Origin of the sequence: Paraferrimonas haliotis (assembly GCF_002282895.1) — a bacterium.
Classification (GTDB): Bacteria; Pseudomonadota; Gammaproteobacteria; order Enterobacterales; family Shewanellaceae; genus Paraferrimonas; species Paraferrimonas haliotis.
Genome location: NZ_NRRB01000002.1, coordinates 438,845 through 457,009, shown reverse-complemented (window position 1 = coordinate 457,009; position 18,165 = coordinate 438,845). Strand labels below are relative to the sequence as shown.

Annotated in this window: 18 protein-coding genes; 13 read left to right on the top strand and 5 right to left on the bottom strand. The window is 48.2% G+C overall.

What is annotated here, in order from left to right:
• Position 1 precedes the first annotated feature (1 nt).
• Positions 2 to 1,372 carry a sigma-54-dependent transcriptional regulator gene (locus CLC91_RS05975; protein WP_095497715.1) on the bottom strand — a complete coding sequence of 457 codons (1,371 nt, stop codon included), beginning with the start codon at positions 1,370 to 1,372 and terminating at the stop codon, positions 2 to 4.
• A gap of 293 nt (positions 1,373 to 1,665) precedes the next feature.
• On the opposite strand from CLC91_RS05975, the gene CLC91_RS05970 reads away from it, so the two are divergent.
• From CLC91_RS05970 to mutM, 7 genes are read left to right on the top strand one after another with little or no spacing between them, the layout of a single operon-like run.
• Entirely contained in the window at positions 1,666 to 2,493 is an 828-nt protein-coding gene (locus tag CLC91_RS05970) for a substrate-binding domain-containing protein (RefSeq protein WP_408634211.1), read from the top strand.
• 18 nt (positions 2,494 to 2,511) lie between these two features.
• Positions 2,512 to 3,219, top strand: coding sequence for an ABC transporter permease (locus CLC91_RS05965; protein ID WP_095500151.1), 708 nt, complete (start codon positions 2,512 to 2,514; stop codon positions 3,217 to 3,219).
• A gap of 8 nt (positions 3,220 to 3,227) precedes the next feature.
• Positions 3,228 to 3,914 (top strand): heme ABC exporter ATP-binding protein CcmA, encoded by a 687-nt coding sequence (ccmA, locus tag CLC91_RS05960; protein WP_095500150.1) that lies wholly within the window; start codon positions 3,228 to 3,230, stop codon positions 3,912 to 3,914.
• Positions 3,904 to 4,497 (top strand): molybdenum cofactor guanylyltransferase MobA, encoded by a 594-nt coding sequence (gene mobA, locus CLC91_RS05955; protein ID WP_095500172.1) that lies wholly within the window; start codon positions 3,904 to 3,906, stop codon positions 4,495 to 4,497. Before ccmA ends, mobA begins: the two co-directional genes overlap by 11 nt.
• A 10-nt stretch (positions 4,498 to 4,507) precedes the next feature.
• Entirely contained in the window at positions 4,508 to 6,313 is a 1,806-nt protein-coding gene (locus CLC91_RS05950; protein ID WP_095500149.1) for a bifunctional molybdopterin-guanine dinucleotide biosynthesis adaptor protein MobB/molybdopterin molybdotransferase MoeA, read from the top strand.
• A gap of 9 nt (positions 6,314 to 6,322) precedes the next feature.
• The gene (gene moaA / locus CLC91_RS05945; RefSeq protein WP_095500148.1) at positions 6,323 to 7,321 is read left to right on the top strand and encodes a GTP 3',8-cyclase MoaA; all 999 of its coding nucleotides are present in this window, start codon (positions 6,323 to 6,325) and stop codon (positions 7,319 to 7,321) included.
• A 14-nt stretch (positions 7,322 to 7,335) separates the two neighbouring features.
• The gene (mutM, locus tag CLC91_RS05940) at positions 7,336 to 8,148 is read left to right on the top strand and encodes a bifunctional DNA-formamidopyrimidine glycosylase/DNA-(apurinic or apyrimidinic site) lyase (RefSeq protein ID WP_095500147.1); all 813 of its coding nucleotides are present in this window, start codon (positions 7,336 to 7,338) and stop codon (positions 8,146 to 8,148) included.
• On the opposite strand, the gene coaD is transcribed toward mutM, so the two are convergent.
• The gene (gene coaD, locus CLC91_RS05935; RefSeq protein WP_095497721.1) at positions 8,149 to 8,631 is read right to left on the bottom strand and encodes a pantetheine-phosphate adenylyltransferase; all 483 of its coding nucleotides are present in this window, start codon (positions 8,629 to 8,631) and stop codon (positions 8,149 to 8,151) included. It lies immediately after the preceding gene.
• 23 nt (positions 8,632 to 8,654) lie between these two features.
• Complete coding sequence (locus CLC91_RS05930; protein ID WP_095500146.1) at positions 8,655 to 9,743, bottom strand: glycosyltransferase family 9 protein; 1,089 nt, start codon at positions 9,741 to 9,743, stop codon at positions 8,655 to 8,657.
• 133 nt (positions 9,744 to 9,876) lie between these two features.
• Between CLC91_RS05930 and CLC91_RS05925 the strand changes: the two genes are divergently transcribed.
• Complete coding sequence (locus tag CLC91_RS05925; RefSeq protein WP_095497723.1) at positions 9,877 to 10,575, top strand: 3-deoxy-D-manno-octulosonic acid kinase; 699 nt, start codon at positions 9,877 to 9,879, stop codon at positions 10,573 to 10,575.
• On the opposite strand, the gene waaA is transcribed toward CLC91_RS05925, so the two are convergent.
• Positions 10,551 to 11,813 carry a lipid IV(A) 3-deoxy-D-manno-octulosonic acid transferase gene (waaA, locus tag CLC91_RS05920; RefSeq protein WP_095500145.1) on the bottom strand — a complete coding sequence of 421 codons (1,263 nt, stop codon included), beginning with the start codon at positions 11,811 to 11,813 and terminating at the stop codon, positions 10,551 to 10,553. The genes CLC91_RS05925 and waaA overlap by 25 nt on opposite strands.
• 74 nt (positions 11,814 to 11,887) lie before the next feature.
• Here waaA and CLC91_RS05915 point away from each other — a divergent pair, with 74 nt between their 5' ends.
• Positions 11,888 to 12,541, top strand: coding sequence for a TetR/AcrR family transcriptional regulator (locus CLC91_RS05915; RefSeq protein ID WP_095497725.1), 654 nt, complete (start codon positions 11,888 to 11,890; stop codon positions 12,539 to 12,541).
• Here the strand turns inward: CLC91_RS05915 and CLC91_RS05910 are convergent.
• Positions 12,538 to 15,090 (bottom strand): penicillin-binding protein 1A, encoded by a 2,553-nt coding sequence (locus CLC91_RS05910; protein WP_095500144.1) that lies wholly within the window; start codon positions 15,088 to 15,090, stop codon positions 12,538 to 12,540. The genes CLC91_RS05915 and CLC91_RS05910 overlap by 4 nt on opposite strands.
• 248 nt (positions 15,091 to 15,338) lie before the next feature.
• On the opposite strand from CLC91_RS05910, the gene CLC91_RS05905 reads away from it, so the two are divergent.
• Genes CLC91_RS05905 through CLC91_RS05890 form a run of 4 tightly spaced genes read left to right on the top strand, consistent with a single transcriptional unit; the run spans position 15,339 to position 18,154 of the window.
• Positions 15,339 to 16,418, top strand: a complete 1,080-nt coding sequence (locus tag CLC91_RS05905) for a pilus assembly protein PilM (protein ID WP_095497727.1) — start codon at positions 15,339 to 15,341, stop codon at positions 16,416 to 16,418.
• Positions 16,406 to 16,990: a PilN domain-containing protein gene (locus CLC91_RS05900; RefSeq protein WP_095497728.1), complete on the top strand. Its 585-nt coding sequence runs from the start codon at positions 16,406 to 16,408 to the stop codon at positions 16,988 to 16,990. Before CLC91_RS05905 ends, CLC91_RS05900 begins: the two co-directional genes overlap by 13 nt.
• Positions 16,987 to 17,613: a type IV pilus inner membrane component PilO gene (locus CLC91_RS05895; RefSeq protein ID WP_095497729.1), complete on the top strand. Its 627-nt coding sequence runs from the start codon at positions 16,987 to 16,989 to the stop codon at positions 17,611 to 17,613. Before CLC91_RS05900 ends, CLC91_RS05895 begins: the two co-directional genes overlap by 4 nt.
• A 7-nt stretch (positions 17,614 to 17,620) precedes the next feature.
• On the top strand, positions 17,621 to 18,154 hold the full coding sequence (locus tag CLC91_RS05890; protein ID WP_095497730.1) for a pilus assembly protein PilP: 534 nt from the start codon (positions 17,621 to 17,623) through the stop codon (positions 18,152 to 18,154).
• Positions 18,155 to 18,165: the final 11 nt, after the last annotated feature.

Here is an 18,165-nt window from a genome sequence, read left to right as displayed (position 1 = left end):
CTTAGCTTTCCTCCTGCTGCCATTCTTTATACTTGCGGTCTAACGTTTTACGACTCACCCCAAGTACCCTCGCGGCGGCTGATTTATTGCCTTGATGAGCATCGACCACTTGTTCAACGTGCTGACGTTCTACTTGCTTTAACGTCCATTGCAGTGGATAACCGGCTTCAGGGCTCGGCTCTTGAACCGTATTGGATTTTTTCCAATATTCGGCAGGAGGCTTGCCTAGCAGCAGGCACCGCTCAATCATGTTACGCAATTCTCGAATGTTGCCGGGCCAAGGTTGTGCTTGTAACAGCTGTAAATCTTCATGGGTCCAAGTGACTTCGTTGGTGCCAAGCTCCACAGCTAATTGTCGTGTAAAAAAGTAGGTCAGATCGACAATGTCATCGGCTCGTTCCCGTAACGGTGGAATTTGAATATCCAATACGTTGAGTCGATAAAACAGATCACGGCGAAAGTTGCCTTGGTCTACTTCTTGTTCGAGATCCCTATTGGTTGCCGCCACAATTCTAACGTCGATGGCCACTTCTTTTTCGCTACCGACTGGGCGAATGGAGCGCTGTTCTAGTACTCGAAGCAATGCGGTTTGCATTTGCAGAGGCATTTCACCAATTTCATCTAGGAATATGGTGCCGCCGCTGGCAAAGCTAAACAGCCCCTCGCGACTGCCTTTTGCGCCGGTAAAGGCACCGGCAACATGGCCAAACAATTCGCTTTCAATGAGCTCGGGGGAAATTGAGCCACAGTTAACCGGTACGAACGCGCCTTGTCGCCCAGATTGTTGATGCAACGCGCGAGCGACCAGTTCTTTACCGGTTCCGGACTCGCCTTGAATTAGCACTGCAGAGGGGGTCGGAGCGACTCGTTCAATGATTTGTTTAAGGTTCATCATGGCATCGCTGGTGCCTATGATGGAAGAAGCTTGGCTAAGCGAGAGTTCTCGCTTAAGCATTAGATTTTGTCGTTTAAGTAAGCGACGCTCAATGCAGCGATCCACGGCTTGCAGCATTTGATCGAGGTGGAAAGGTTTTAAAATAAAGTCACTGGCGCCGGCCCTAAGCGCTGTAATCGCCACTTCTAAATCGGCGTAACCTGTCATGAATATAATGTCGGAACGGCGTTCGGTATCGCTCAGCGCTTCATGCCACTCAATGCCACTGCGACCGGGAAGACGAATATCGACAATGAGTAAGTCAAAATGACAGCGACTGCGAATTTGCTCGGCTTCATCGATGGTGGCGGCACTTTCCACCAAAGCGAATCGTTTCGACAGCGCTTTGGCTAAAAAACCACGCATCCCCGGCTCATCATCGACAATCAGAACGGATACCGCGGCGGTCTGTTTGGCAGGGCTTTTCGACTGGCTCATAAGTATTTTCTTAACTAATGGAATATTCAATGTGATACTAACATTAATTTTAAGCGCTATGGACACTTTGGCCATTGATTTTTGTCAGGTGAGACAATTTGTCTTTATTTCAAGGTGCGTGTGTCCCAGATGGAGATTTTGCTTTTATAAGGTGAGACTTGGATCGTAAAAAATACTGAATATTCAAGTTGGCATTGGCTTTGCTTGATATGAGCGTTTTTATCCTCGGTAATGTATGCAATGAAAGCGAAGGCGGCATTACCGATTTTTCTTGATAGTTAACGGAGAATTTTATGCCTTTTACTCGTCGTACCTTTATGACTGTTTTAGCGAGCTTAATGCTGGTATTGCCAACGTCACAAGCCATGGCTCAAGACAACAAAACCGTAAAGCTAGCCACCACCACCAGTACAGAAAACTCAGGATTGTTGAGCTATTTATTGCCTGAATTTACCAAGGAAACCGGCTATCAGGTGCAGGTAATCGCTACCGGCACAGGTAAAGCGTTGAGCTTAGGTCGCGCTGGTGACGTTGATTTGGTTATGACCCATGCGCCGGCCGCTGAAGCTAAGTTTGTGGAGCAAGGCTTTGGCCGTTTACCCCGCCAATTCATGGAAAACGATTTTGTGGTGTTGGGTCCTCAATCGGATCCAGCTCAAATTAAGTTGGCCAACTCGGTACAAGAGGCTTTTGCTCGCATAGCGATGACCAATTCAGCGTTTCTATCAAGGGGCGACAACTCTGGGACTAATATGAAGGAATTGGCCATATGGGAAGAGGTTGAGCAATCCACGAAATTCAGTAACTACCGTGAAGTTGGACAAGGCATGGGCAAAACCCTGCAAATGGCTAATGAAATGAACGCTTATGTATTAGCGGATCGCGGTACTTACCTTGCGTACAAAGGTAAGTTAAACTTAGGGATTGTGTTTGAGGGCGGACAACGATTAGCTAACCCTTACCAAGTCATACTGATTTCTCAGTCTAAGTATCCGCACTTAAACCATGAGGGTGCTAAGGCGCTCAGTGACTGGTTGATCCGCAGCGATGTGCAGCAAAAAATCAGTGATTTTAAAGTCAGTGGTGAGCAACTTTTCAAAGCGACTTACCAAGCCAAATAGAGAGACAAAGACAGTTAAATGACAGACTCTTGGTTGGAGGTTATGCAGCAAGCATTAACCTTGCTTATAACCTTTGATGCCGATTTATGGGCCATCATTTCGGTTTCTTTTTCGGTATCCCTTGCCGCTTTGCTGATAACCATAGTGCCCTGCATTGCTGCAGGGTTTTTGCTGGCTTACGCGCGCTTTCCTGGGCGGTGGCTACTGTCTAACCTAATTTACACCATGCAAACCATTCCAACCGTTGTCATTGGGTTGCTGGTGTACCTATTGTTATCCCATCAAGGCGCTTGGGGCGACTTGCGCTGGCTATTTACCCAAAAGGGTATGATTCTAGGGCAAATACTGATTTGCGCTCCAATACTCATTGCCATGAGCCAAGCGGCATTTACCAGTCTAGACAGACGCGCTTGGGAGACTGCCCGCACCTTAGGTGCCAATGCGTTATCAGCGATTTTTATGTTATTGAAAGAACTTCGCATAGCGATTTTGGTGGCTGTTGTGGCGGCCTTCAGTCGCATCTTAACTGAAGTGGGTTGCTCTATGATGGTGGGGGGCAATATCGCTCACCATACTCGCAATATTCCTACTGCGATTGCACTGGAAACCAGTAAAGGGGACTTCGCCCAAGCCATTGCTTTAGGCATGGTGCTGCTGTTTCTATCGCTTATCTTTACCTTTAGCTTGGGAATGCTTCGTGGCAGTACTGAGCCGCGCAGTCAGTAGGAGTCATCATGAAGTTAGTTGCCAGTAACTTACAGGTTGGATACGACGATAGTAAACTCATTGACTGTAAACCATTGCAGTTAGCGGCGGGTGACAGCATTCACCTGCAAGGTGCCAACGGCAGTGGCAAAACCACCTTGCTTAAATGTTTGGCCGGCCTGCTACCGCCTTTATCCGGCAAAATTACCTTAGAGAGCCAGCCTTCATTGAGCTGGTGGCGCAGCCGCAGCCCGCTAGGACGTGTTGTATATATGCACCAATCGCCGTACTTGTATGAAGGCAGCCTATACAAGAACCTAAGCTTTGCTTGGCGACAAAGACAGTCGCAAGCTGCTTCTAAACAAGAGACCATTGAGCAGGCCCTCGCTTTAGTTGGCCTTGAAGGGCGAGCACAGGAGTTGGCGGCCAGCTTGTCGGGTGGCGAGCGCAAGCGTTTAGCTTTGGCAAGAATCTGGGTGATCCAGCCGAAATTAGCTTTGCTTGATGAACCATTAGCTAATTTAGACAGCCATTCGCAAAAGTTGATTTTGCAAGCTATCACACAGTTACAGAAAAATGGTTGTGGCATGATTATCACCAGTCATCAGGCGGAAGGATTGTCCCACGTTTGCCAGCGCAGTTGGAATATTCAAGATAAGCGCTTGGAAGAACAGGTCTCTTCATCAAACTATGGTAGAAAGCAAAATGCCAGATAGTGTTTCAGCAGTAGTGTTAGCCGGTGGGTTGGCGCGTCGCATGGGCGGCGAAGATAAAGGCTTAGTGATGCTGGCCGAGCGTCCTATGGTGAGCTATGTGCTGGACAATCTGAGTCAACAAGTACAGCAAGTGGTGATTAACGCCAACCGCAGCCAACAGCAATACGCTGAGTTTGGCTACCCGGTGATAGCCGATGAGACTCAAGAATTTGCCGGTCCACTTGCCGGGATGGCCGCGGCCTTGCCACACATCGATGGCGAGTGGTTGCTATCGGCCCCGTGTGATTGTCCAATGCTGCCTAAAGATCTGGCTCAACGTATGTTGAGTGAAATTAAACGAACCGATTCTTTGGTGGCGGTTGCCCATGATGGTGAACGCGCCCAACACGTTATTTTGATGCTGCATAAAAGTTTGTATGCATCCATCAATCAATTCTTAGCCAATGGCGATAGAAAGATTGTACTTTGGTATCGGCAACAGCCTCATGTCGCGGTTGATTTTAGCGACCAAGCCGATGCCTTTATCAATGTTAATACGCCGGAACAGTGCCAGCAGTTGGCAGAGATGCTAACCAGTGAGTAACGAGAACACTATGACTGAACCTTTTGTAAACCCACTAACCATTCCAGTGATTGGGTTTTGTGCCTACAGCGGCACCGGTAAAACCACGTTATTGAAAAAGTTGATTCCAGAGCTTAATCGTCGTGGCTTACGGTTAGCTTGCGTTAAACACGCCCATCATAACTTTGATGTGGATATTCCAGGTAAAGACAGTTATGAAATGCGTCATGCTGGCGCGCGGCAAATGCTGGTGGCTTCGCACGTACGCTGGGCGCTAATGACTGAAGATAAGCAAGAGCCTGCGCCGTCACTGCCGCATTTGTTGCGCCAGCTTGAACAAGATGAAGTGGACATTGTTTTGGTGGAAGGTTTCAAAAAACTGGCCTTACCAAAAATCGAACTGCATCGAGCCAGCCACGGTAAGCCATTGATTCACGAGGTTGATGAGTATGTGCGCGCAATTGCCTGTGACGACGCCACTGAACTGGCGGTGGACATAAAGCGGCTTGATTTAAATAACGTTGAGCAAATTGCTGATTACGTGTGTGATTATGCGAAACAGGAGCAGCAAAAAATCGATTGTCAGCGGTTACCGCTTGAAGCGCCTTGTGGTTGCGAAACCGACACCTCAAAAACCTTGTCAGTAGGAGAAGGGGTAAACCACATTTTAAGTTTTGTTGAGCCACTTGCAGAGGTAGAAGAAGCCAAAGTCGAGCTGGCGGTTAATCGGGTGTTGGCTAAGGATGCCGTTAGTCCTATTAATGTGCCACAGCGAACCAATTCGGCAATGGATGGATACGCTTTTAAGTATCAAAATGGCGACAACAATGAGTTTGAGGTAATCGGTGAGGTGCTTGCTGGGCACAGCTTTGACGGTGACATTAACCCAGGCCAAGCGGTTAAAATTATGACCGGTGCCGCTTTACCCGCCAACGTCGATACGGTGGAAATTCGAGAGCTAGCACAAGAGTCTGAAGGCCGCGTGACCTTTAATAGCGCCATTAAAGCGGGCCAACACGTACGCCAAGCCGGCGAGGACATAGCTCAAGACAGCTGCGCCTTAGCCAAGCAGGTTCGTATCGGGCCTGCAGAGCAAGGCTTACTGGCCTCGCTTGGGTTCGGCCACATTCCGGTTTATCGTAAACCTAAAGTTGCGGTGTTCTCCACAGGTGACGAAGTATGTCAGCCAGGACAGCCTTTGTCCGGCGTCGGTATTTATGACTCGAACCGTTATACCATTATGGGCATGTTGCGAAAGCTTGATTGCGACGTGCTGGATTTGGGCATTATTGAAGATCGCCAACAAGCCTTAGAAGAAGCCTTGCAACAGGCGGGTGAGCAGGCGGATGTCATCATTAGCTCCGGCGGTGTGTCGGTGGGTGATGCGGACTTCGTTAAAATGGCATTGGAGCAGGTGGGCAGTATCGGTTTTTGGAAAATCGCCATGCGCCCAGGTCGTCCATTGGCCTTTGGACAAGTAGGCAAGGCTTTGTTCTTTGGTTTGCCAGGAAACCCGGTTGCGGTCATGGTGTCGTTCTTGCAATTCGTGCAACCGGCGATTCGCAAAATGGCGGGTGAAGCCAACTACAAGCCTAACTTAATCCCTGCAATTGCGGCTGAAGATTTTAGAAGTCGCTTAGGCCGTACTGAATTCAGCCGCGGTCATTATCAGCTGAACGATAAAGGACAACTCGAAGTCCGCTCTACCGGCTCACAAGGCTCCGGTATACTGAGCTCCATGGTAAAAGGAAATTGCTTGATCGTTATTCCAGAAAGCGTTGCACAAGTGGCCAGTGGCGACACAGTTTATGTGCAACCCTTTGCTCAACTCTTGTAAGAGACAATCATGTCAGTAAACAATGAACCTTTAATCGATACCTTTGGACGCAAAGTTGAATACTTACGCATGTCGGTGACAGACCGTTGTGATTTTCGTTGCGTCTATTGTATGAGTGAAGATCCGGTTTTTCTTAAGCGCGAGCAAGTGTTGACCCTCGAAGAGATGGCAGCCATTGGTAAAGCGTTCAGTGAAATGGGCGTGTCGAAGATCCGCCTAACCGGTGGCGAGCCTTTGGTTCGTAGCGATTGCACTCAATTGGTGGAGCAGTTGGGGCGCTTACCGGGTATTACTGACTTAGCGATGACCACTAATGGTTCCCGATTAGCCAAGTATGCGCAACAGTTGAAAGACGCGGGTTTAAAACGGCTTAATATCAGCTTAGACACCCTAAAACCCGAGTTATTCACTGAGCTAACCCGTACCGGTAAACTTGAACGAGTGCTGGCATCTATCGATGCCGCTCGTGACGTGGGTTTTGAACGCATTAAGCTAAACGCGGTTATTCTTAAAGGACAAAACGATAACGAAGTTGTTGATTTGGTGAACTTTTGTCGAGATCGAGAAATCGATATCAGCTTCATCGAAGAAATGCCGTTAGGGCATGCGGCGGGACGCAGCGAAGACAGATTCTGCTCCAGCGACGAAGTGCAGCAATTAATTGAAGCGCATTATCCGTTGACCGAGTCGTTATCAAAAACCGCAGGCCCGAGCCGCTATTTCCAAATGGCTGACTCGCCGATTCGTATTGGTTTTATTTCTCCGCATTCGCACAACTTTTGCAGCGAATGCAATCGAGTGCGCTTGACCGTAGAGGGGCGCCTACTGCTGTGTCTCGGCAACGAAAACTCGGTGGATCTGAAAGCCGAGCTGCGTAACCATCCCGGCGATATTGAACACCTAAAGCAAGTCATTCGGGCAGCGGTTATGAGAAAGCCTGAGCAGCACATCTTCAGTCATAACGCCGATGTACAAATTCTACGCTTCATGAGTCATACTGGCGGCTAAAAAAGGAATCGGCCATGCCTGAATTACCGGAAGTAGAAGTGACGCGATTGGGGGTATCCCCTCATTTAATTGGCCAATCCATTGAGGCCATTGAGGTGCGACAACCGCAATTGCGTTGGCCGGTTTCTGAGCAGCTGCAAACTCTAGTAGGGCAGGTTATTACCGGTGTCAGCCGCAGAGCTAAATACCTCATTATCGAAACCGCAGCGGGGTGTGCCATTGTCCACCTGGGCATGTCCGGCAGCTTGCGAATTTTGCCAAAAGACAGCCCTGCTGAAAAACACGATCATGTCGATATGACGCTGAGCAACGGACAAGTATTGCGCTATCGCGATCCCCGCCGCTTTGGTGCTTGGTTATACAACGAACTGCCACTGGAAGGCCATGCACTGCTTGAAAAGCTTGGGCCAGAGCCGCTCACCGATGACTTTAACGCTCACTACCTAAAAGCGGCCCTTAAAGGTCGCTCAAAGGCCATCAAATTAGCGCTTATGGATAATCACATTGTGGTTGGTGTGGGAAACATCTATGCCAATGAAGCTTTGTTTCACTCCGGTATCGCACCCACTCGGCCAGCGGGCCAAATATCGATAAAACGGTTAGAAACCTTAGTTGAGCAAATAAAGCGGGTGCTCGCCGATGCCATTAAGCAAGGTGGCACCAGCTTAAAGGACTTTACCCAAAGCGATGGCAAACCGGGCTACTTTGTTCAACAGTTGTCGGTCTATGGAAAATCGCAGCAGCCGTGCCAAAACTGCGGCCGCGAGATTGCAACCATTAAGCTTGGACAGCGAGCCACGTTTTACTGCAGCCGCTGTCAGCGCTAATTAGCGCTTAAGCTTGGCCAGCAGCGCCTGTTCAACACTCGGATGAACGAACTGACTGACGTCACCACCATGCAGGGCAACTTCTTTCACTAACGTTGATGATATGAACGAATTTTCTTCCGCCGGCGTTAAGAATACACTCTCCAGATCAGGGTTTAAGCGGCGATTCATATTGGCAAGCTGAAACTCGTACTCAAAGTCGGAAACCGCTCGTAGACCGCGAATCAAGACACTGGCATTTTGCTGTTTGGCAAAGTCGACTAATAAGCCACTGAAGCCGATAACTTCGACGTTGGGATATTGGCTTACGATTTTCTCTACCAGCTCAACCCGCTCTTCTAAGCTGAATCTTGGTTGCTTAGAGGGACTGGCAGCAATGCCAATCACCACGTGTTTAAACAGTTGTGCTGCTCGATGAATCAAGTCAGCGTGGCCATTGGTGATGGGGTCAAACGTACCTGGATAAATGGCGCGATTATGCATGGTTGCAACTCGGTGATAGACGATTATTCATTAGTCTCGATAGTAGCAGTTTTTTGCTTAGTCGCCACTAATTGATGTGCCTTTTCAAACGCTTGGCTAACGGATTCGATGGAAATTTGCTCCATTAAGTGCTCGCCCTTAGCGCGTTTGCCAAACCGCAATGCTTGCCATTGTTGACCCGTCTGCTGCGCGATGCATTGTTCATAGACACTCACGGTTAATTCTCGAAAGCGATAGGGCCCGGTGCGAAGCGGATTAGAGTGTGCATACAAGCCGATAGCAGCAGTGCCCTGAGATACCGCCATATGCAGTGGCCCGGTATCCGGCGCCATAACCACATCCACTTGGCCGAGCAAGTGCAGTAGTTGCGGTAAGGTGGTTTTGCCCACCAAATCATCGAAGTGGTTATTGGAGTGGGCTTGAATGGATTTGGCTAGATTGCGCTCAGGCTCAGCTGGCGAGCCGCACAGAACCACCTGATAGCCCTTGCTGATGGCCAAGTCGGCAATGGCTGCGTAACCTTCTGTGGTCCAGTTTCGTTCGGCTTTGCTGGCAGCAGCGCAAATAGCGAAATAAGGTTTGTCGGCCTTAAGTAAGGCTTGAGCAGCGCGCTTATCGGCTTCGGGTACCGGTATGTCCCAGCCGGTTGCTGGAAGCACATCCGAACGCTGCTCTATGGCGGCTAAGAACGCCATAAAGCCATCGGCAACGTGTGCGTGTTGTTGCGCTTGAATGGTTTCGTTGGTCACCAACTGCTGACCTTCTTTGACTCGCGCCTTGTCGAATCCAATACGGCGTTTGGCTTTAATGAGAGTGCTGGCAATGGTGGCCCGCAATGCCAGTTGCATGTGCAGCAATAGATCGAAGCGACGGCCTTTAAGGTCTTTGGCCAGTTGCTTGTAGGCGCGCCAGCCTTGGCCTTTGTCGAACACAATAAACTCAATGCCCTGACAGTGCTTCATCAACTGATATTCAACCTTGCCAATGATCCAAGTTAACTGGCAATTCGGGTATTGCCGCTTGAGCTCTGACGCCATGGCGTTGGCGTGGATAACGTCGCCGATGGCAGAAAGGCGCAAAATGCAAATCGATTGTGGTTGAGCTTGGGACATTTATTTAGACTCGAAACGAAATTAGCAGTAATTCTATGTTAGATATCATGGCCTTCGCAATAGACGCGAGGTCAAGGCATGGGTTAAACTCGCCGTCACTTACCGGCCACTACAGTCAAAAGAGAATCTGATCATGACTTGCTTGTTAAAATGTCACTCCAGCGCGCCGCAGCAGTTGACTGAAGAGTGGCTAGAGCCGGCCCACTGGTTGCACACCAATCATCATGTGGGCAGTTCAAGTGGCCGCAATAAAGTGTATTTCATTGATTTTGACAACCAACAATGGGTACTTCGCCATTATTATCGTGGCGGCTTTATTGCCAAGTTCAATCGTGACAGCTTCCTATTTCTTGGCAATCAGCGCACTCGAGCTATTGCGGAGTTTGATTTACTGCAGGCCATGCGCAAGTTGCAATTGCCGGTGCCACAACCCATTGCGGCTCGGGTGGTTCGCAAAGGTCTGTTCTATAAAAACGATATTCTGATTGAGCGCTTTAACGCCAAAGACCTGCACGGTTACTTACTCGCTAATACCATTCGCAAAGAGGAGTGGCAGCTACTGGGTCGTACCATTGCAGAGTTTCATCGCCATAAGGTGTATCACGCCGACCTCAACATTAAAAACATTCTGTTTGATGGGCAGCAGTTCTATCTCATCGACTTTGACCGTGGTGAGTTTAAGCCCAGCCAAGGCCGATGGTGCCAAGCGAATCTGGATCGGTTACTGCGCTCCTTTAGAAAAGAGCTGGCCAAAGACTCGAACTTACACTGGCATGAATCCGATTGGCACAGCTTAGTGAGCGGCTATCAAGCGTTTATGTCGGCTAAGTAATGCGACAGCAAACGATAATGCTTATCCACGGCGCCTTGATTTCTGGCGACAACCGATAGCGCTGCTTGGCCTGCGTTACTTGCAGCATCGGCATCGGTTAACCACAGCTGCAGTTGCGCCGCCAATGAGTGCGCGTCATTGACTTGCACCAAAGCGCCTGCTTGGCGCAGTTGTAAGCCAATTTCTAAGAAATTATATTGGCTAGGGCCCATGATGATAGGCTTGGCAAATGCCGCCGGCTCGAGGGGGTTTTGCCCGCCTCGCTCCATCAGTGAACCGCCTACAAAGGCACAATGGGCGACGCCGTAAAAACGTAATAACTGCCCCATTGTGTCACCAATAACCACTTGCGTATCGTCATCAACCTGTTGGCTTTGCGACCACGCTTGCCAATACATAGGCCCTGCCGCTACTAACTGTTTCGCCTGTTCGAATCGCTCTGGGTGTCTGGGTACCATAATGAGCAGCGCCTGTGGCACTGTGTCCAATAACTGTTGGTGGGCGGCGAGAATGGCATCAAACTCATCAGGATGAACACTACCGGCAACCCAAACCGGACGCTTTAACTGTTCAGTTAACGCGTGCGCCGCCTTTTGCGTGTCCGCATCGATGCTAATATCGAATTTTAAACTTCCAAACACATGGCAGCGCTTGGGTGCTACGCCCAGGTCGACAAATCGCTCGGATTCCGCTTTTGTCTGAGCGGCAATCGCGTCTAAGGAGGCCAACATAGGGTGGGTTAGCTTTGGCCATTTTTGGTATTGTCCGCTCGATTTTTCACTGAGCCTGGCGTTTGCGAGTACTAACTTACACTGACGCCTTTTTAGTTGATGCACTAAGTTTGGCCACAGCTCTGTTTCCATAATAATGGTCAACTGGGGGGCTAATTGTTGGGTAAATCGAGCCACTGCCCAGGGTAAGTCAAATGGCAGGTAACTGTGCTGGACATTGGAAAACCGGGTTTGAATAAGCTTTGAGCCAGTTGGAGATGAACAGGTAATGCACAACTTAAGGTTTGGATGGCGTTGTTGAATGGTTTCAATTAGCCTTTGAGCCGCTAAGGTTTCGCCCATAGAAACGCAATGAATGAGCACATGGGCAGGCTGCCAACGAGCCAGGCCAAATCGCTCAGACCAACGTTGGCGATAGCGGCGATCTTTGTTTCCTCTTAGCCACAGATAAATCACCAGTAGCGGCGATAACAAGGTGAGCAATATTCCGTAAAGTGTTCGGGTCATGGTGCTAGGCTTTGCTTGACGAATTAAACCAATGCTAACATAAGCGCAGAACCTTCACAGAGACCTTTGCCACAATGAAGACCAAGGATAGAATCGTCCAAGCCAGCTTGGAGCTGTTTAATCAGCAAGGAGAGCGTAACGTGACCACCAATCACATTGCTGCTCACTTACAAATGAGCCCTGGGAATTTGTATTATCACTTCAGAAACAAAGAAGACATTATTCGTTCTATTTTCAATGAGTATCGCGCTCATCTAGAAGAGTTAGTGACGCCCTACGAAGCGGAACATATGAATCTTGCCTTGCTCACCAAATATTTCGATACCATTTTTAACCTAATGTGGCGCTTTAGGTTTTTATACGCCAACATGGTGGATATTTTAAACCGCGATGCTCAATTAAAAGCGCAATACATCAAAATTCAAGAAACCGTTTTGGCGCAAATTGTGGTGGTTTTCGAGCAAATGCATGACGACGGAATTTTGGTGATGAGTCGGACGCAATTGCCTATTTTGGCGGATACCGTCAAACTGACGGTTTCTTGTTGGATAAGCTATCGCTTGTCACAAACGGAAAGCACCGAAATTACTCAGGCTCAAGTATATGAAGGTTTGCAACGTGTGCTCATGGTATTTAAAGCTTACGCCAGCGACGCTGCACAAATTGACTTAGAGTCGTTGCAGCGCCATTACGCAGGTAAGATAATGGCGCCGCTGTCAACTGACTAGAACAGTTCTTCGTCTTCGCTGTCCTCAAATAACGGTTGCTCATCAGGAGCCGATGAAACGTACTCTGTAGGTTCGGTGCCTGCGATAAAGTATTCGAAACGACTGGTGTGGTCGGTGGCTCGGGTTAGCAAACCGGTTTCACGATCGATGCGCACAGAAATAATATTTTGCGGTGGCTGCACGTTGACTTCTGGAGTGCCGTCAAGCGCATTTTTCATGTACTCGTTCCAGCCTGGGCCGGCCGTTTTTGCACCCGCCTCACCACCGTAGCTTTGGTTTTTATCCAAATTGTTGTTGTAGGCAACCCGCCCTAGTTGACGGCCGTGATCGTCAAACCCAACCCAAATCGTGGTCACCAGTTTTGGATTGAAACCACTGAACCACGTGTCTCTTGCTTCGTTGGTGGTACCGGTTTTACCGGCGATGTCGCGTCGTTTAACGGTTCTCGCTGCTCGCCAAGCGGTACCATTCCAGCCGGTTCCTTTTGACCAATTACCGCCACCCCAAATTGTGCTCTTAAGGGCTTGAGCCAAAAGAAAACTGTGCTGCTCAGACATGACCCGCGGTGCTAATCGTTCGGCGGGTAGCGGGCAGGTTAACTGTACATCTTGCGGTTGCAGGGCTGTTTCCAGACTGTCTTGCTGCGGTGGCTCTGTTACAGCAATGGCCATTGCAGGTTGGTTGCGTTGCTCTTCGATGAGTCGTTCGCAATCTCGGCAAGCCACTTTGGGTTTTGCTTCAAATACCGATTGCTGCTCAGAATTGACAATCCGCTCAATAAAGTAAGGTTCGACTAAGAATCCTCCATTAGCGAAAACAGAATAGGCGTTGACTACGTCTAATGGAGTTGCCGAAGCGCTGCCTAGGGCAAGAGATTCATTGCGAGGCATATCCGCTCGTTCGAAACCAAAGCGCACGAGCGAGTCAATGGCATTGTCGATGCCCACGTGACGCAAAGCCCTAACAGCCATTACGTTAATGGAACGAGCCAATCCGACTCTTAAGCGCGTCGGGCCGCCATAGACATCCGGTGAGTTCTTTGGACGCCATGCAACGCCCTGACGACGATCCCATTCGTTAATGGGGGCATTATTAATCAAACTCGCCAAGGTATAGTCTTGTTCAATACCAGCAGCATAAATAAACGGCTTAATGTTGGATCCGAGTTGACGCTTAGCTTGGGTCACTCGATTGTATTGGCTTTGATTAAACGAATAACCACCCACGAGTGCTTTAATGGCGCCATTGTATGGATCAAGAGATACGATGGCACTGGTGGCATCGGGTACTTGACTCAATTGCCATTGATCTTGTTTTTGGCGAATCCATATCAAATCGCCAGCGGTTACAATCTCAGAAGCTACTTTCGGAGCCGGACCTTGGCGGGTGTCACTGACAAATCCTCGAGCCCATTTTAAACCATCCCACTGCAATTGGATTTCGTCACCATTGGCAATGACGACCGCGGCTGATTGCTCTTGCACGTCAACCACAATCGCTGGAACCAAATCTTGTTCGCGGCGTTGTTTGTTTAAATACTCTTGAATTTGAGTGATTGGCCAGGCTTGCTCATTCCAGAGTTGTGCTCTAGGTCCACGGTAGCCATGACGTTCATCATAATCGTACAGATTATTGCGCAGTGCCCTTTGAGCATAGCGTTGTAACCTTGAGTCGATACTGGTGTAAACCGAGAGGCCAGCGGTGTAAGCTTCCTCTTCGCCGTATTGAGCTACGATTTGATCGCGCACCATTTCAGAAATGTAAGGGGCGTATAAATCGATCTCGGCGCCGTGATATCGAGCGGTTACCGGTGCATCATGAGCTTGTTGATATTCCTGCTCGCTGATTAATTTGAGTTCCAGCATTCGTCCAAGCACCACATTACGACGGTTCTTACCACGCTGCGGGTTGCGGATAGGGTTGGCCGCCGAAGGGCTTTGCGGTAAGCCAGCTATCATGGCGTATTGGGCTAAATTTAACTCGCTTATGTCTTTGCCATAGTACACTTGTGCTGCAGCACCAATGCCGTAGGCACGGTTACCGAAAAAGGTACGATTTAAGTACAGCTCTAAGATTTCATTCTTACTGATAAGCTGTTCAATGTGATAGGCGATAAAAATTTCTTTTATCTTACGTATGTAAGTTTTCTCTCGGGACAAAAAGAAGTTTCGAGCCACTTGCATGGTAATGGTACTGGCGCCCTGACTTTTTTTACCGGTTGTCGCGACGATAACGGCAGCACGCAAGACCCCGATAGGGTCGACACCACCGTGCTCATAAAAGCGGGCATCTTCTGTTGCTAATACCGCATCAATTAATGGTTGAGGTATTTGCTCATATTGCAGAGGAATTCGACGCTTTTCGCCAAACTGAGAAATAAGTTGGCCATCGGCGCTGTAAATTCTTAACGGCGTTTGCAGGCGAACGGTTTTTAAGGTGGTAACGTCAGGTAAGTCGGGCTTAACGTACAAATATGCAGCAGCTACAGCCGCCACTCCCATCAACATCATGACTATAACGAGAATCGCCAGTCGCTTAATCCATTTCAAATGTATAAACCTTTCTTATTTAGACGTCACTTTTCATTATATAAGGCTAGGAGCTATGGGTGAAGATCACCATTACTATTAAACTTTGTCGAATGTAGCAATAAAATTAAAAAAAGTCGTTTTTCTTCTGACATAAATTGAGAGAGTTTGTTAATGTGGTATCGTATGCAAGTACTAGTGCACCGTAACCTATAAACAAAATAACGACTAACAAAAATACGGCGAGTGACAATATTTTGGCTATGGAAATGCTAACAAAAATGTGGAAGCGCGCAGCTCCTCAGATGGTTGGGATAGATATTGGTTCCCATGAAATTAAAGCCATCATGCTCTCGAGTACCGCGGATGGATACAAAATCTCGGGCCATGCCAGCGCACCTTTGCGTAAAGGCGTGGTGGTCAATCATGAAATTAAAGACGTAGCGGCGGTTGTAGAAGCTTTGCAGGCCGTGAAACGCCGTTTGCCGAAATCGGTCAAACAAGCGGCGGTTGCCGTATCCGGTTCAGCCGTTATGACCAAAGTTATCTACATGGATGCCGCGCTCTCTGAAGATGAGCGCGAGGCCCATATTGAAATTGAAGCCGATAATTTAATTCCTTACCCTCTAGACGAAGTCAACATCGACTTCGAAGAGCTGGGTCCTAATGTGACTGATCCTACCAAAGTAGACGTGCTGCTCAGTGCGTGTCGTTCCGACAATGTTGATACTCGCGTCGATGCTCTAGCAGACGTTGATTTAGAAGCCAAAGTGGTTGATGTAGAAGGCTATGTACTTGGACGCAGCTTCGAGCTAATCAGCCAACAGTTACCCGAACAGGGTGATAATCAAGTGGTTGCCATGGTGGATGTTGGTGCGAGCATGACGACCATCGCAATCATTACTAATGGCGAAACTCAATTCGTACGAGAGCAGGCCTTTGGTGGTGAAGAATACACTCAGTCTATTATTTCCTTCTACGGAATGGATTACGACCAAGCGCAAAAAGCCAAACATTCTGGTGAGTTACCTGAAAATTATGAATTTGAAGTGTTGTCGCCGTTTCAAACTCAGTTATTGCAACAAATAAAGCGGACCCTGCAAATTTATTGTACCTCTTCTGGAAAAGAACAAATCGACCACATTGTGTTGTCGGGAGGCACTGCAAACCTCGAAGGGTTAACCAAGTTGCTTACCGAAGATTTGGGGATCCACACCATTGTCGCTAACCCGTTTCAGGGGAGTCTTCATGCGAGCAACTCAGACCGTCAGTTACTCACCGGAAAAATAACTAAATACATGATTGCCGCAGGTTTGGCACTAAGGAGTTATGGTCAATGGCGAACATAAACCTTTTACCGTGGCGAGAAGAAGCTCGGGAACAAAAAAAGCGTGATTACTATTTAGCGTTGGTATTGACCAGCTTAGTGGGCTTTTTAATCGTTTACTTAACGATAATGGTCGTTGATGGGCAAATTAATGAGCAAAATGCCCGCAACCAATATTTAAAAGATGAAATCGTATTGCTTGATAAGCAAATCAAGGAAATTCGAGAGATTCGCGAGAAAAAGAAAGACATTGAACGACGTACCGACATCATTTTGAACTTACAAGAGGCTCGGAACTTGCCGACTCACGTTCTTGATGAGTTGGTTCGAATTGTGCCGCCAGGTGTTTACATCAGCAACCTCGAGAAGAAAGGCAGCTTGATTTGGATTGAAGGGCGCAGTGAGTCTAATAACAACGTCAGTAATATGATGCGTAAAGTAAAGGCATCGCAATGGATGCATGACCCCTCGATGAAGTCCATCTTTAGTCAACAAGATGAAGTGCGCAAAATGCAAAGTTTCAGTTTGCGTGTTGCCATTGACGACCAATCGGAACTTGAGGAAACCGCGCAAGCGCAAGGAGGCGTTCGATGAACTGGAAAGAGTTTGATATCAATGACCTCGATTTGGAAAATATGGGCAGCTGGCCCATCCAAATTAAAGCGATTTTTGCGGCCATTTTATTAGCCGCTGTGGTTTACGGTGGCCATTACTTCTTTATTAGCGATCGGTTGCAGTCGTTAGAGCAAGCACAAGCCGAGGAACAGACTTTACGCGGCGATTTTCAAATGAAATATCGACTGGCGGCCAACTTAATGCTTTATCGAGAGCAACTCAAGGAGTTGGAAGCTCGTTTTGCAGAGCTTTTAAAAATGCTGCCGTCTGAGAATGAAATGCCCGGCTTGATTGATGACATGAGCTATGTGGCCGCCGATGCCGGACTGGCCATTGGCAGCCTTGAATGGGAGCAAGAAATTGAACGAGATTTCTACATTGAATTCCCGATTCGGATGTCAGTAACGGGCAACTATCACGAATATGGCGAGTTTGTATCGGGCGTTGCTCGTCTTCCTCGTATTGTGAGCCTACATGATTTCAAGGTAACCAAATCGGACAGCGGCGGTGTTAACGTAGAGGTGTTAGCAAAGACTTATCGATTCAAGGAAGGTGCTCAATTACCGAACAATCTTCCTAAGAATGCCGGCAGTAAGGGGTAACTGATTGATGTTAAATAAATTACTTCTAGCTATCGGTGTGTTATCTTTGGTTGGTTGCAGTGGTGATCGACGGGATCTGGAAGACTTTGTTGCTTCTACAAAAGCCAGTCACGTCCCGGGAATTAAAAAATTAGAAGAGCCGCCTGAATTCGAGCACTACGCTTATCAAGCGAAGCATTTACGCAGTCCGTTTCAGCCACCGCAGCGCGAATTAACAGAAGACATTATTGATACCAGTAAAAATTGCCTACAACCGGATTTGTCTCGCCGAAAAGGGCGACTAGAAACCTATGCCATCGACAACCTAACCATGCGAGGCACCTTAGGTGACGGGGATAAACTCTGGGGACTTGTGGAAACATCTGACGCAAGTGTGTATCGAGTGGGTGCTGGAGAGTATTTAGGGCTGTACCACGGTCAAATTTCCGCGGTAAGTCGCAAACAAATCGTTGTAAATGAACTTATTCCAGACGGCACCGGTTGCTGGAATGAGCGTCAAACGACATTAGAGTTAACTGCAAATGCGAACAAACAAGGATAGTAAACCGATGA

Excerpts from the sequence above, each read along its gene's own strand:
- CLC91_RS05975 (WP_095497715.1), bottom strand. The coding sequence starts at position 1,372 with ATGAGCCAGTCGAAAAGCCCTGCCAAACAGACCGCCGCGGTATCCGTT.
- CLC91_RS05970 (WP_408634211.1), top strand. The coding sequence starts at position 1,666 with ATGCCTTTTACTCGTCGTACCTTTATGACTGTTTTAGCGAGCTTAATG.
- CLC91_RS05965 (WP_095500151.1), top strand. The coding sequence starts at position 2,512 with ATGACAGACTCTTGGTTGGAGGTTATGCAGCAAGCATTAACCTTGCTT.
- ccmA (WP_095500150.1), top strand. The coding sequence starts at position 3,228 with ATGAAGTTAGTTGCCAGTAACTTACAGGTTGGATACGACGATAGTAAA.
- mobA (WP_095500172.1), top strand. The coding sequence starts at position 3,904 with ATGCCAGATAGTGTTTCAGCAGTAGTGTTAGCCGGTGGGTTGGCGCGT.
- CLC91_RS05950 (WP_095500149.1), top strand. The coding sequence starts at position 4,508 with ATGACTGAACCTTTTGTAAACCCACTAACCATTCCAGTGATTGGGTTT.
- moaA (WP_095500148.1), top strand. The coding sequence starts at position 6,323 with ATGTCAGTAAACAATGAACCTTTAATCGATACCTTTGGACGCAAAGTT.
- mutM (WP_095500147.1), top strand. The coding sequence starts at position 7,336 with ATGCCTGAATTACCGGAAGTAGAAGTGACGCGATTGGGGGTATCCCCT.
- coaD (WP_095497721.1), bottom strand. The coding sequence starts at position 8,631 with ATGCATAATCGCGCCATTTATCCAGGTACGTTTGACCCCATCACCAAT.
- CLC91_RS05930 (WP_095500146.1), bottom strand. The coding sequence starts at position 9,743 with ATGTCCCAAGCTCAACCACAATCGATTTGCATTTTGCGCCTTTCTGCC.
- CLC91_RS05925 (WP_095497723.1), top strand. The coding sequence starts at position 9,877 with ATGACTTGCTTGTTAAAATGTCACTCCAGCGCGCCGCAGCAGTTGACT.
- waaA (WP_095500145.1), bottom strand. The coding sequence starts at position 11,813 with ATGACCCGAACACTTTACGGAATATTGCTCACCTTGTTATCGCCGCTA.
- CLC91_RS05915 (WP_095497725.1), top strand. The coding sequence starts at position 11,888 with ATGAAGACCAAGGATAGAATCGTCCAAGCCAGCTTGGAGCTGTTTAAT.
- CLC91_RS05905 (WP_095497727.1), top strand. The coding sequence starts at position 15,339 with ATGCTAACAAAAATGTGGAAGCGCGCAGCTCCTCAGATGGTTGGGATA.
- CLC91_RS05900 (WP_095497728.1), top strand. The coding sequence starts at position 16,406 with ATGGCGAACATAAACCTTTTACCGTGGCGAGAAGAAGCTCGGGAACAA.
- CLC91_RS05895 (WP_095497729.1), top strand. The coding sequence starts at position 16,987 with ATGAACTGGAAAGAGTTTGATATCAATGACCTCGATTTGGAAAATATG.
- CLC91_RS05890 (WP_095497730.1), top strand. The coding sequence starts at position 17,621 with ATGTTAAATAAATTACTTCTAGCTATCGGTGTGTTATCTTTGGTTGGT.